General features: G+C 55.1%; 11 protein-coding genes. 6 read left to right on the plus strand and 5 right to left on the minus strand.

Going from position 1 to position 12,415, the window contains the following annotated elements:
* Nucleotides 1-110: 110 nt before the first annotated feature.
* Nucleotides 111-1,076, plus strand: a complete 966-nt coding sequence (locus A2V21_311350) for a hypothetical protein (protein ID OIJ74805.1) — start codon at nucleotides 111-113, stop codon at nucleotides 1,074-1,076.
* A 312-nt stretch (nucleotides 1,077-1,388) separates the two neighbouring features.
* A complete protein-coding gene (locus A2V21_311355; GenBank protein ID OIJ74806.1) occupies nucleotides 1,389-1,802 on the plus strand; it encodes a hemerythrin in 414 nt (137 codons plus the stop codon).
* Nucleotides 1,803-1,808: 6 nt separating this feature from the next.
* Here the strand turns inward: A2V21_311355 and A2V21_311360 are convergent, their stop codons facing one another.
* Nucleotides 1,809-2,690, minus strand: coding sequence for a hypothetical protein (locus A2V21_311360; GenBank protein OIJ74807.1), 882 nt, complete (start codon nucleotides 2,688-2,690; stop codon nucleotides 1,809-1,811).
* A gap of 155 nt (nucleotides 2,691-2,845) precedes the next feature.
* On the opposite strand from A2V21_311360, the gene A2V21_311365 reads away from it, so the two are divergent.
* The 3 genes from A2V21_311365 (at nucleotide 2,846) to A2V21_311375 (ending at nucleotide 8,302) form a co-directional block, all read left to right on the plus strand.
* Complete coding sequence (locus A2V21_311365) at nucleotides 2,846-4,261, plus strand: hypothetical protein (protein OIJ74808.1); 1,416 nt, start codon at nucleotides 2,846-2,848, stop codon at nucleotides 4,259-4,261.
* A 386-nt stretch (nucleotides 4,262-4,647) separates the two neighbouring features.
* Nucleotides 4,648-6,906: a hypothetical protein gene (locus tag A2V21_311370; GenBank protein OIJ74809.1), complete on the plus strand. Its 2,259-nt coding sequence runs from the start codon at nucleotides 4,648-4,650 to the stop codon at nucleotides 6,904-6,906.
* A 55-nt stretch (nucleotides 6,907-6,961) separates the two neighbouring features.
* On the plus strand, nucleotides 6,962-8,302 hold the full coding sequence (locus A2V21_311375; protein OIJ75166.1) for a hypothetical protein: 1,341 nt from the start codon (nucleotides 6,962-6,964) through the stop codon (nucleotides 8,300-8,302).
* 18 nt (nucleotides 8,303-8,320) lie between these two features.
* Here the strand turns inward: A2V21_311375 and A2V21_311380 are convergent, their stop codons facing one another.
* Together A2V21_311380 and A2V21_311385 are read right to left on the minus strand one after the other, a co-directional pair.
* Complete coding sequence (locus A2V21_311380; protein ID OIJ74810.1) at nucleotides 8,321-9,199, minus strand: protein-(glutamine-N5) methyltransferase, release factor-specific; 879 nt, start codon at nucleotides 9,197-9,199, stop codon at nucleotides 8,321-8,323.
* Nucleotides 9,200-9,330: 131 nt separating this feature from the next.
* Nucleotides 9,331-9,798 carry a deacylase gene (locus tag A2V21_311385; protein ID OIJ74811.1) on the minus strand — a complete coding sequence of 156 codons (468 nt, stop codon included), beginning with the start codon at nucleotides 9,796-9,798 and terminating at the stop codon, nucleotides 9,331-9,333.
* Nucleotides 9,799-10,229: 431 nt separating this feature from the next.
* On the opposite strand from A2V21_311385, the gene A2V21_311390 reads away from it, so the two are divergent.
* Nucleotides 10,230-10,586 carry a hypothetical protein gene (locus A2V21_311390; GenBank protein ID OIJ74812.1) on the plus strand — a complete coding sequence of 119 codons (357 nt, stop codon included), beginning with the start codon at nucleotides 10,230-10,232 and terminating at the stop codon, nucleotides 10,584-10,586.
* Nucleotides 10,587-10,616: 30 nt separating this feature from the next.
* Here the strand turns inward: A2V21_311390 and A2V21_311395 are convergent, their stop codons facing one another.
* Both A2V21_311395 and A2V21_311400 read right to left on the minus strand, forming a co-directional pair.
* Nucleotides 10,617-11,294, minus strand: a complete 678-nt coding sequence (locus A2V21_311395; GenBank protein ID OIJ74813.1) for a hypothetical protein — start codon at nucleotides 11,292-11,294, stop codon at nucleotides 10,617-10,619.
* A gap of 292 nt (nucleotides 11,295-11,586) precedes the next feature.
* Nucleotides 11,587-12,360 (minus strand): hypothetical protein, encoded by a 774-nt coding sequence (locus tag A2V21_311400; protein ID OIJ74814.1) that lies wholly within the window; start codon nucleotides 12,358-12,360, stop codon nucleotides 11,587-11,589.
* Between the last annotated feature and the right edge of the window lie 55 nt (nucleotides 12,361-12,415).

A 12,415-nucleotide genomic window follows, 5' to 3' on the forward strand; every position in this document is an offset into this window, starting at 1 on the left:
TTGCGTTTTTCAGCGACATCTTAAAACAGATTCTGTATCCGCAAAAGCATATCAAACGAAAGGGCTTTGTACGCGCCGTATCCCTTGAACAAACCTTTAAGGAGGTAGGCATGGGACACAAAACGCTGTTGGCAGGCCTGATTCTCGCATTTTCCTTCCTTTTTACCATCCCTGTTTACGCAGAGTACGACATACAGGCGGCGGTTGATGAGCAGGCGATACAGAATCGCCCCTGGCTAGGGATAACCATTCAGGAGGTAAACGAAGAGGCCGCAAGGTCGATGGGGCTCGCCGAGGCACAGGGTGTCATGGTCTCGGATGTGGTCAAAGGCGGGCCTGCTGACATGGCCGGGGTACAGATGGGCGATGTTATCGTTGAGCTCAATGGCGAGGACGTAACAGGGGCGGACGATTTCATCTCAAGGGTGCGCTCTACGGACGTGGGCTCCACGGTTGCCCTTGAGGTAAACAGGGGCGGCACGACCGAGAATATAAACGTTCAGCTCGCCAAGATGCCAGGCGATGCGATGGGCGGCATGACGGGCGGCGGGGGAATGGGTGGCATGATGGGCGACCGCCAGAGTGGCATGGGCGCAATGGGACAGTGCCCGCCATGCCCCATGATGGGTGGTAAGGGCATGAAGGGCGGCCATGCGAGAGGTGACGGCATGATGGCCCCCATTTTCGGCCACATGTATGGTAAAATGATGAAGGCGGTAAAGGGGCTCAATCTCAGCGCCGACCAGAGGGCCAGCGCGCGAGAGATACATATGAATTTCAAGAAACAGGCGATAAGGACAGGCGCTGAGATAAAGATAGCCGGGATAGAGCTCCACGAACTTCTCATGAGTGACCCTGTCAACATGGACAAGGTCAAGGGCAAGATAGGCGAGATACTATCGAAGAAGGCTGATCTCATGATGGCCGGTATCAAAAGCGTAGAGGACTTTAAAAAGCTCCTTACCACGGAGCAGAAGGGCAAGCTAAAAGATATGCTTTCGATGGATACCGGCATGGACGAAGAGATGGGCTCCGCCGGTGAGATGGCGAGCCAGGAAGATATGGAGATGGAGTAGAAGGGCCGAAGGTCTTTGGGCGGTTCTTTCGCTTACCAGGTAAGGCTGTTCAAAAAGCAGCCTGTCAGTCCACGAGAAAGGGGTGATGAAGATGACAAGGTACGCTCTCCCCAGGGTTGCCCATTGCAGTGAGGGGTGCCCAGGATGGTCCCGGGCATGACCCTTAAACTGCCCGCTTCTTTATTCCCCTTTCCATGGCAGGTGGCTTAAAAAGGCCCTCTGCGCCGCCGTCGCGGTCCCTTCCTATTTTTATCTTCCTCTTTACCTGATTTTTTAATAAAATAGATATATTTCGTAAGAGGGTATTCGTGTATGGGCATTGAGTGGAGCAGGAACCTTTCCACAGGGCTTGACTGGCAGGACAGGCATCACAAGGAGCTTTTCAAGCGCATAAACCGCCTGCTTGACGCCATGGCGGTCGGCTACGGAAAGGATGAGGTGAGGACTATCTTCGATTTTCTCGATGAGTACTTCGTTACCCATTTTGAGGCCGAAGAGCAGGCCATGGATAAATATCATTACCCGGGCATGGTGGCGCATCTTGCCGAGCATACGGGTTTCATAGACGAGATCGCCCGGCTTAGAAAAGAGTTCGAATCCGGCCCTTCTTCGGCGCTTGTAATAAAGGTCCAGCGCGAGGTCGTCGACTGGCTTATAAACCACATCGGAGAATTGGATAAGAGCCTCGGCTGTTTCCTTAAGGCTGCCGGGAGTGTTAAAAACTGACAGGCGTCATGTACGCCCCTTGCCGGACTTGTCGAAGGAAATGGCAAGCACCCCCGCTATAACAAGCCCCATACCCGCTAACTGCACCAAGTCCATCTCTTCCCCCAGGATGAGCCAGGCAAGAACGGCTGTAGATACAGGGCCGATGAAGCTTACGAGCGCCGCTTTCGACGCGCCTATCCTTTTTATCCCGAGGGCAAGCGTAAGCACGGGGATGAAGGTCGAGACCAATGCCAGCGCGGCGAGCAGGACCCATGCCCCCGGCTCTTCAGGCACGTACCTCCCGCGCCATTGGGCAAGGAAGGCGAAGGTGGCCGCGGTGGTGCCGTAAGCGGCTATCTTTACGCCTGATACACGCCTTGAGATAACTTCCGTAAGTATGTAACTTAGCGAATAAATTATGGCTGAGAAAAGGACCAGGCCGGCCCCGATGGCATAGGCCTCTCCTATGCCGCTCGTAACCTTGAGCGCAAGAGCCAGGCCTGCGTATGTAAGCAGGATCGAGACGGTTTTTTTGCCTGTGATCCGTTCCTTGAAAAATATGGCCGCCAGGATGGTGACTATGGCCGGATATGTGTACAGTATGACGCGTTCAAGGGAGGCGTCTATGTAGAGAAGCCCCCAGAAATCAGAGAGCGCAGCGGCGTAAAGCCCCAGGAGCCCGCTCAGCACGAGGTAAAGGAAGTCCCTCCAGGAGACCCTGGGCGAGGGGAACAAGAGTACCGCGCCCCAGAAAAAGGGCATGGCTATGGCGAACCTTAAGGCCAGGAGCGTGACCGGGTCTATTCCGTAGCCGTAGATGAGCTTTGCGAAGATGCCCTTGGCGGAGAACGCCAGGCTTGAGGCCGCTACGAGGATGTAGCCGGCCAGCAGGTCTTTTCTTTCCATCGAAACAACAAGGTCTGGACCTTAAGTCACAGCCTTCCCATTGCCTTTATTATACAGTGTTAATCGGCGGCTATGATAGTAGATTAGAGCCTATTGAGAGTCAAGGGTAAAGAGGAACGCCAAGCCTGCCGATATTAGTTAAAAAAAAGAAGAAGATGAAACAGGTAAGCGCCGTGAAGTCGTCGGACCGTGAAGTAAAATATCTGAGCCTCGAAGTGCCCAGGAAGATACTCTTAGCCTTTCTTTTCCTCCTTCTTTTCCTGATACCGGCGCTTTCATACGCCGGTGACGGACTCCGTAAGGCAAATAGCCCTGATTATTGGATCGGGAAGCTTAAAAACCCGGATAAGCTTGTGCTTACCCCGGAAGAGATAGCTATTTTCAACCGCATTACGATAGAGAACATCGATCAGATGGCGGAGTTAAGCTCCATGCCAGAGGTCATCTCCGGTGAAAGGGTCTTTGAATGGCTCTGGGATATCCTCGGCTATCCGGCTGCCTTGTACGATTCCGCCGGGCAGAAGGTCCAGGAGGGCTTCTTCAACGACCTGGCCTGGAACATGTACCTCGACGGCATCGCAAAAGAGATCGAGGTGAGGTTTGGCGTCATAGTCGAGAGGGCCGACGTAAGGGGCCTTCCAACGGAGGAGTCGCTGCGCACCGGGAGCGGCCGGGGCTTCGATACCTTGCAGTACTCGAGCATATATCCACCTGAGAAGGTCGCGCTCCTGCATACGAGCAGGGACGGGCGATGGGGCTTTTTCCAGACCAGGGACTTGAGGGGATGGATAAGGATGGACAAGGTGGCCTTCGGTGAAAGGGATGACGTGTTGGATGAGCCAGGCGATTTTCTCGTCGTGACCGGAAGCAAGGTCAAGGTCTATGGCGATTACGGGCTTAAAGAGGAGGCCGGGGAGGTCGCCATGAGCGGCGTGCTCGCGCTCGCCGGGGCAAGGAAGGGTAGATCTCCATGGGCCGTCAAATTCCCTGTGAGGGGGGAGGACGGGGCCCTTGTCTGGACCGAGGCTTACATATCTCCGAGGGCGGGCGTCCACCGTGGTTATCTTCCCTATACGAGGAGGAACATAATAAGACAGGCCTTCAAGATGCTCGGCGAGGAGTACGGCTGGGGAGGAAGGGAAGGGCTCAGGGACTGTTCGCTTTTCATACAGGACCTTTTCGCCACGGTGGGGCTAAGGCTGCCAAGGAACTCAAGGCAGCAGGGATCAATAGGCGATGTCAGGGCCCATCTTGACGAGTACGGCACGAGAGAAGATATAGCCATGGCTTTGAGGGAGGCGGACCCGGGTGTGACCCTTTTGACACTTAACGGCCACGTGATGCTCCATATAGGGATATCCAAGGGGAAGCCCTTTGTAATACACCAGATATTCGCTTACGCCGACAGGGGAGGGGTCAAGCGCATCGGCAGGGTCGCGGTAACGGGCCTTGAGCTGGGAGGGCGCTCTCCTTTAGGGCCCATGAAAAAAAGGCTCCGGAGCGTAAACCGCGTTACCATACCCGCACATTACGGCGCGAGGGCTGGTATTGACAAAGAAGAAGTAATCTGATAGAATCAGCACAACTGTCACTCAATAGCCTCCGGGTTTGTCCTTCTGCTCTAATGCCTCTTTAATAATCAGTACGCGATACTGGGGCGGCAATCAAGGGTATAAACCAAAAAAGGAGGCAGGGCCATGAGGACAGACAAACTGAATGTAGGGGAGTTCATAGCGTTGCTCGCCGTGATAATCACTATAGCGGCAGGGGTGGCACTATCTTGACGGGCTGTCAAACTTAGACGGGGAAGGATGCTCAAAGGCTCCTTCCCTCTTTTTTTTGCCTCAACGCCTTCCTTGACTTCGCCTCTGGTTTATACTATTCTGGCTGTTGTAACCACTCATATTGATTGATTTTTTTGAGCCGCCCTCAAGCGGCTACCGGTGATGTCCGCGCGATGAACATAGGCAGCAAACTGATACTCTCATTCCTTCTGGCCACGCTGCTGCCGACCGTATTCCTGGCATTCCTTACCACCAACCTCATAAGCTCAAGCAAAAAAGAAGACGCCCAGGAGACTATCAACAACAACCTGAAGGCCGCATGGATGCAATATTACGCGCGCGCCTACCAGATGCAGTACGGCATGCTTCAGGCCTCTACCGAGCGCGCCATCAAGGACGCCATCAGGAGAAAGGACTCCAGCCTCCTGAGGGCGCAGATAATCGAATGGAAAAGGTACAGGCCCTATGTCGACCTCTGGGCCTTTGTCGACCCAAAAGCCTATACGATAGCCTCCTACAACACCCAGGCTACAGGCTACAGGCTCTCATTCAAAGGCCTTGTTGAGAAGTCCATCAGCCTGAAGAGCTCCTTCATCTCTACCGAGATAGTCCCGCGCGATATCCTCACCCTGGAACGCATCGACGCCAGGGCGCGGATAGAGTCAGAGACGGGGGTGGCGGAGAGCGCGGTCAAGGACGGGATGATGCTCGTCGTCATAACGCCGGTGATGGACGGCTCCGGAGCGGTGTTGGGCGCCATCATCACGGGCGACCTCATAAACAACGACTCATTCGTGCCTGATACTCTGGCCGAGTCCATCCCGGGCTCCCTTGTCACCATAGCGATGGGGCAGGTCCAGGTGTCGACCAACGTGACGGATAAGAACGGCAGGAGGACCGTAGGCCATCTTATCCCCGGTCAGGTCCTTGGCGAGATAAACAGGAGCCTTGGCTACAGGGGGGAGACCGAGATAGCTCAGAAGGCTTATGTCGCCGCCTTTGACCCGATAATAAACTACGAGGCCAGGATCATAGGCTCGCTTTTCGTGGGTGTGCCAAAGGAGAAGTTCGTAGAGCTCCAGTACAGGAACATCAAGGCCGTAACTACAATCGCGCTTCTCGGCTTCTTCATGGCCACCGGCGTGGCCTCTTTCCTGACCTATGTCATCACCAGGCCTATACTCTCCCTCAAGAAAAAGGCGCAGATGGTCTCTTCCGGCGACTTGAACGTCAGGATAGGCTCTGCGACCCAGGGCAAGGACGAGATAGCGGACCTGGCCCGCACTTTCGAGCTGATGCTGCAGAGCCTTCGCGACAAGGAACATAGCATCAAGGCCGGCCAGGAGAAGGTCGCAACGCAGAAAAAGCTCATCGAGTCGATAATAAACAGCCTGCCGTACTGCCTCTACGTCCTTGAGAGGAGCAAGGCCATAGTGGTCTGGAACCGGCACGCCTCTGAAGCATGCCCGATATGCAGGTGCGACAGCCCCGGCGAGGACTGCCATAACGAGAACTTCATGGCCCATACCCCTGACGGCCTCAGGGGAGAGCTGGAAAAGATCGTGGACAGCGTCTTTGAGACCGGGCGCGCGAGAAGCATCGAATACAAGCTCTCGGGCCCGGACGGCGCCGAGATGGTCATCTTTACCAGCATATTCCCAGTCCTTACCGGCGTACAGGGGCCTGCTGAGTACGTCGTATGGATGTCGGAGGACGTTACCAAGAAAAAGGAGATGGAGAGCAATATCATATCGAGCGAGAAGCTTGCCGCCGTGGGACAGCTCGCCGCGGGGATAGCGCACGAGGTCAACAACCCCCTTGGCGGGATCCTTAACTGCCTCTACAACTTCAAGAACTGCAGCCTTACCGACGAGCGCAAGGCCGAGTACCTGGATTTCATGGAGGACGGGATAAGGCGGGTGCAGAAGATAGTAAGGCAGCTTCTGGAGTTTTCGCAGCAGCACGCCCCTGAGCTTACGCTTACGGACCTGAACGCCATGATACAGGGCATAATCCCGCTCTTCGTCCACTCGGTCAAGGGCAAGGACGTGAGCCTCGTGGTGAACCTCGGCCAGGGGCTGCCGCCAATACTCGTCGACAAGCACCAGATCGAGCAGATACTCGTGAACCTCATCTTAAACGCGGTCCAGTCGGTCTCTGGCGCCGGGCGCATAGAGGTGAGCACAAAGTACGAGGGGCGCTGGTTCTGCATACAGGTCGCCGACAACGGCTGCGGCATACCCCAGGATAACCTCAAAAGGATTTTCGACCCGTTCTTCACGACCAAGGGCGTCGGCAAGGGCACGGGGTTGGGCCTGTCGGTGAGCCGTGGTATAATAGAACGGCATAAGGGCAGGATTGAGGTCGAAAGCCAGCCGGGCAAGGGCAGCACCTTCAAGGTGCTGCTGCCTATAAACCCGGGACAGGCGTAAGGAGGGGGCTTTGGCAAGGGAATCGAGGATACTCATAATAGACGACGAGCCGCTGATGCGCATCTCCATAAGCGACGCCTTGAAAGGGGACGGCTGCCAGGTCTTTGAGACCGCCTCCGGCAGGGAAGGGATAGCCCTTGCGAAGGACGGCGGCTTCGACATAGTGATAACCGACCTGAGGCTGCCTGACGTGGACGGTATAGAGGTCCTGAAATCCTGCAAGAGGCTCTCCCCTGATACCTTCGTAATCCTGATAACGGCTTACGGGGCGGTAGAGACGGCGGTAGAGGCCATGAAGTACGGTGCCTATGATTACATAACAAAGCCGTTCTCCATGGACGAGCTCCTTCTCATGATAAAGAGGATATTGAGGGTCAAGGACCTCGAGCGCGAGAACATCATGCTCAAGGAGCAGGTGGAGGGCAGGTACAACTTCAGCGGCATAATCGGCGGAAGTGAGAAGATGAACGAGATATTCGAGATGATAAAGGTCATCTCGCAGACCGATTCCACCGTGCTTATCCTGGGCGAGAGCGGCACAGGGAAAGAGCTTGTCGCCAACGCCGTCCATACGACGAGTCCCAGGAGGGACGAGCCTTATATAAAGGTGAGCTGCGCGGCTATCCCAGAGACCCTCCTTGAGGCCGAGCTCTTCGGCTACGAGAAAGGCGCGTACACGGGGGCGGTAAAGCAGAAGAAGGGGAGGTTCGAGCTCGCGAACAAGGGGACGATCTTCCTGGACGAGATAGGCGAGCTTACTCCCGCGATACAGGTGAAGCTTCTACGTGTCCTCCAGGAGAAGGAGTTCGACAGGCTCGGCGGGACCGAGACCATAAGCGTGGACGTGAGGATAATCTGCGCAACGCAACGGGACCTTAAAAAAGAGGTGCACAAGGGCACATTCAGGGAAGACCTCTACTACAGGCTTAACGTGGTCCCGGTCACGCTTCCTCCCCTCAGGGAGAGGAAGGGCGACATAGTGATGCTTGCCAATCACTTCCTGGGCTACTATTCCAGCCTTTACAAGAAGAACGTCAAGTCGTTTTCCGCTGACGCCCTTGAGCTGCTCCTCAAGCACCCATTCCCTGGGAACGTGAGAGAGCTTGAGCACGCGGTGGAAAGGGCGGTGGTGATGGGCAAGAGCGATGAGGTCCAGCCCTGGGACTTACCCGACGAGATAAGCGGCGCGAATTTGAGCGACTGCCTCAAGGCCTTCCATAACGGTAATAGCTACGAGCACCTTACAAAGGCCATGAAGGACTTTGAGAGGCGCTATATCGCGAAGGTGCTCGAAGAGACGAAGGGGAATAAGACTATGGCGGCCAAGCTCCTGGGGGTGTCAAGGAAGACCCTGTGGGAAAAGTGCAAGCTGCTGGATATGGCAAGTGGAGATTAGCAGTAGCCTTTAAGGCTTTCATGCCTTTGACCTGGCCTTAAATATCCTTTCTATCTTACCGTAATCATTGATTATTTTGATATTGTCGTAAGCGCCTGTGGCCTCTGCCTCAGCCATTACGTCCTTTGATTGGCCGTAGCCTATCTCGATAGCCAGCCAGCCTCCGGGGGCAAGCCATGCTGGGGCCTCCCGCAATATCCTTCTTATGAACCTGAGCCCGTCAGCGCCTCCGGCAAGGGCGCCCCTGGGCTCAAAATCCTTTACCTCCGGGTCGAGCGTTTCTATCTCCATATCCGCTATATAGGGCGGGTTGGATAAGAGCATCTGAGCCCTGCCTCGAAGCTCCCGTGGCAGCGCGCCAAAGAGGTCTCCTTCGAGGAATACTACCCTCTCAGCGACACCGGCCCTTTGGGCGTTCTCGCTTGCCACTTTAAGGGCGTTGGCGGAGATATCCGAGGCATAGACGATAGCGCCGGGGATCTCTTTGGCGGTCGAGACCGCAATGCACCCGCTGCCCGTGCAGAGGTCGATTATAGTAAGGCGCTCTTTTGTCTGCCCTATCGTCTTTATCGCCTCTTCGACCAGTAGCTCTGTCTCAGGCCTCGGTATGAGGACGTCCCTGGTGACCTTGAGGACGAGCCCCCTGAACTCCGCCTCGCCGAAGATGTACTGCGAAGGCTCCCTGTTGAGCCTTCTTTTTACCGCGTCCCTGATGGCGTTCTCATCCCTTTCGCCGATTTTTTTCCCAGCGTTAAGCAGCAGCTCGTGCCTTTTCGCGCCAAGGATGTGCATGAGGATGAACTCTGATTCGCTCCGTGCGTCCGGAACGCCGCCTTTGGACAGCTCATTATACGCCCATATAAGCGCCGTGCCTGTCGTGAGGCCTGTATCTTTCATGTGAGATCCCATAAACCAAAAAAATAATTTAAATCTCAGGGATTGTCAAAGGATTCCGGTAAGGGGCTGGAATATAATATGGCTGAGGTCTTGAGGGTGGGCTCAAGACCTCTCTGGATGCATGATACGGCTCAGGGCTCTTCTCCGAACTCGGCGACCCTCGGTTTTACGATCTCCTCAAAATCCTTGTACCTCATCTCCACCGCCTCGTAATGGGTGCCCGCGTTGAAGTAGATATTCTCGTCCTCTGTAAGAGACCTGTCGACGACCGTCTCTATGTTGTAAAGGTTGCCGAAAGGCGGCTCCGCGCCGGTCTCGCAATCGGAGAAGACGCCGCGGAACTCATCTTCGCTCGCCAGTTTTACGGCTTTTTCTCCGAGCGCCTCCCTGAGCTTTTTAAAGTCCACCTTGCAATGGGCCGGCAGGACCGCCATCACGAGATCTCCGTTTGCCCGGACTATTACGGATTTGGCGAGTTCTTTGCCCTTTACGTGCAGCGTGGCGGCTATCTCCTGCGCGGTGTAAGCCTCCGGGTGGACGAGTGACTTGAACCATACGTGCTTTTCGTTCAGAAGGTTTTCAAGCCTTTTGGGTATCATGCTCATCCCTCCTTTCATGTTGGCAGGCTGCTGAAAAAAGGCCAATCCGCGGTGTCGTCCTCAAAATCCGTTTGAGGCGTACCCAGGTACGCCTCATTCTTCCTGTTTCGACTCCTTGCGTCTTGACCTCATTTGAAGCCTGGGCCTGGTTTTGAGTTTTTCAGCAACCTGTTAGATTATATACCCGTTAGCGGCTGACGGGCAAAACCGGGGGCTATAATCAGAATGTGGCTTTTTTTGAGGAGGGTCGGATGGACATACTGATACTGCCATTTGGCCGGGTGGACAAAAGGATAGTAGAAGAGCTTTGCCTTGACCTCGCAAAGCTCTTCGGGTAAAAGGTCTTCGCTGGAAAGGCTCTGCAGAGGCCTGCCTTCGCCTATGACCCCGAAAGGGGGCAGTACAGCTCGACCTCGATAATATATTCGATCATGGATATGCCTGATATGCGCCATGAAAGGGTGCTCGGCATAGTGGCCCAGGACCTTTTCGCCTCAGGGCTCAACTTCGTCTTCGGCGAGGCCGGGTCAAAGGCGGCCGTGATATCGATTTTAAGGCTCTGCGAGGGTTTCTATGACAGGCCTGAGGACAGGACGCTTCTCCGGAGAAGGACCCTTACCGAGGCCGCCCACGAGCTTGGCCATACCTGCGGCCTTGGCCACTGCCAGGACGCGGACTGCGTCATGTTCTTTTCCAATACGCTTGCCGACACAGACAGGAAAGGGCCTTATTTCAAAGGGAGATGTCTGGAGAGGCTGGTCGAGACAGGAGCTCTCAAGCAGAAGTAGCCCCGGCAAGCCGGGGCTACTTCAACCACATTACGCGGCCTGAGCTTTTTTTATTACCATCGCACGCTCGGCATCAGAGAGGAAGGAGTCCGATTCCGGGTAGAGTATATGCTCCTCTTTCATGTTGTGGTCCAGGAGGACGCCTGTAAGCGAGCTTGAGCCGTTTTTGACCCCTGCCGCGTCATGGCCGTCGGTCGAGGAGAGTATGGAGTCGAGCAGGGCCTGTATATCTTTGTGCTCCATCCTCATGACGAAGGTAGGGCCTGCGTCCCGCATGCCGGTCTTCTCCTCGAATACGGGGAAGAGGATATCCTCCTCTATCCTTATATGCCTTTTGAGGCCGAGGCTGAACTCTCTAAAGTCCGTGGAAGCGTCATCCCAACGCCCCTCCCTTACGGCCGAATGGAACCTTTCGAATATTTCGTCGAGCCTCCTGTGGTCGGTTTGAAGGTAGTCGGTTATGGTCCTGTTCACGGACGGGGCCGCCAGTTTTACAATGCTCACCCTCCAGGCCTGCGGCCCCTGCTCGAGCGGCCACCAGTCGAACTCGCCATCGTGCTCGACCTGGAACTGGTACAGGAGAGGCTTTGGCTCGTGGTCGTTTACGAGTATGAAAGACTCTCCCGGCTTTAGGTTGTTGTAGGTCTCGAATATCCTTGAATGCCGGTCCCTTGGCACCATCTGCCTGACGTCCAATATATTCCCCATTCTGTCCCTCCTATTTCTTTTTTCCTTATAGGCTGCTGAAAAAGGCCAATCTGCGGCGTACCATCCAAGTATTGCCTCATTCCTCCTGTTTCGACTCCTTGCATCTTGACCTCATTTGAAGCCTGAACCTGTGTTTGAATTTTTCAGTAACCTGCAAATTGTATTTTGCAACAATCACAGGAGAATAATAATGACAAAAATCAATATGGACTGACTTCTGAAAAACCGGGCCGGGACGGTGTAATGGAGGAACAAAGGACGGGAAGCTGAGCTATCCCGCTTTTTTAGAGGGCTACCTACCCGAAGCTTTAGCGTAATAGGTCATCGCCTCAGGCAGAAAACCCTTTAGCGCCTCTATCCTATGGCGGTCGCTTGGGTGGGTGGAGAGGAACTGCGGGGGCTTTGTCCCTTTGTCCCTGGCGAGCATCCTTTCCCAGAAGTCTATGGCGGCCTGAGGGTTGTATCCAGCTTTTGCCATGAGTATAAGGCCTATCCTGTCGGCCTCAAGCTCGTGTTTTCTGCTGTAGGGGAGAAGGAGGCCCACCTTCGCGCCTATCCCGTAGGCCTGCATCACCCCTTCCCGCACCACGGGGCTCCTGCCGGAGAGGGCCGCCAAAAGGGCGCTCTGCCCGATGGAGAGCGCCTGCTGCTGCGACATCCTCTCAGCGCCGTGCCTGGCGATGACGTGGGCGACCTCGTGCCCCATAACGGCAGCGATGCCGGAGGAGTCCTGTGTGACGGGCATAATGCCGGTATAGAAGGCCACCTTGCCCCCAGGCAGGGCAAAGGCGTTCACCTCAGGGCTGTCGATAACGACGAATTCCCATTTGAACTCCGGCTTGTCGGCAGCCGCGGCTATCCTTGACCCAACCTCCCGCACCAGTGAATTGTAGCGTTGGTCATCGCTCAGGGCGGATTCCTTCTTGACCTGCCGGAAAAGGGTCTCACCGACGGCCTCCTCCTGCTCCTCCGAGACCATCATGAACTGCTCGCGTTCCGTGTAGGGAACCCTGGCGCAAGCCGCTGCCAGGAAAAGGATGAGGGCTGAAAGCAGGAATTTCTTCATTTTATATCCATCCTGACCTGTTTTTTTTAATATTTCTGATTCTACCAATTTTTGG

This window comes from Deltaproteobacteria bacterium GWC2_55_46, assembly GCA_001595385.3.
Taxonomy (GTDB): domain Bacteria; phylum Desulfobacterota; class GWC2-55-46; order GWC2-55-46; family GWC2-55-46; genus UBA5799.

Bases quoted from the DNA above. Each gene is read 5' to 3' on its own strand.
- A2V21_311350 (OIJ74805.1), top strand. From the start codon at position 111: ATGGGACACAAAACGCTGTTGGCAGGCCTGATTCTCGCATTTTCCTTC.
- A2V21_311355 (OIJ74806.1), top strand. From the start codon at position 1,389: ATGGGCATTGAGTGGAGCAGGAACCTTTCCACAGGGCTTGACTGGCAG.
- A2V21_311360 (OIJ74807.1), bottom strand. From the start codon at position 2,690: ATGGAAAGAAAAGACCTGCTGGCCGGCTACATCCTCGTAGCGGCCTCA.
- A2V21_311365 (OIJ74808.1), top strand. From the start codon at position 2,846: ATGAAACAGGTAAGCGCCGTGAAGTCGTCGGACCGTGAAGTAAAATAT.
- A2V21_311370 (OIJ74809.1), top strand. From the start codon at position 4,648: ATGAACATAGGCAGCAAACTGATACTCTCATTCCTTCTGGCCACGCTG.
- A2V21_311375 (OIJ75166.1), top strand. From the start codon at position 6,962: ATGCGCATCTCCATAAGCGACGCCTTGAAAGGGGACGGCTGCCAGGTC.
- A2V21_311380 (OIJ74810.1), bottom strand. From the start codon at position 9,199: ATGAAAGATACAGGCCTCACGACAGGCACGGCGCTTATATGGGCGTAT.
- A2V21_311385 (OIJ74811.1), bottom strand. From the start codon at position 9,798: ATGATACCCAAAAGGCTTGAAAACCTTCTGAACGAAAAGCACGTATGG.
- A2V21_311390 (OIJ74812.1), top strand. From the start codon at position 10,230: ATGGATATGCCTGATATGCGCCATGAAAGGGTGCTCGGCATAGTGGCC.
- A2V21_311395 (OIJ74813.1), bottom strand. From the start codon at position 11,294: ATGGGGAATATATTGGACGTCAGGCAGATGGTGCCAAGGGACCGGCAT.
- A2V21_311400 (OIJ74814.1), bottom strand. From the start codon at position 12,360: ATGAAGAAATTCCTGCTTTCAGCCCTCATCCTTTTCCTGGCAGCGGCT.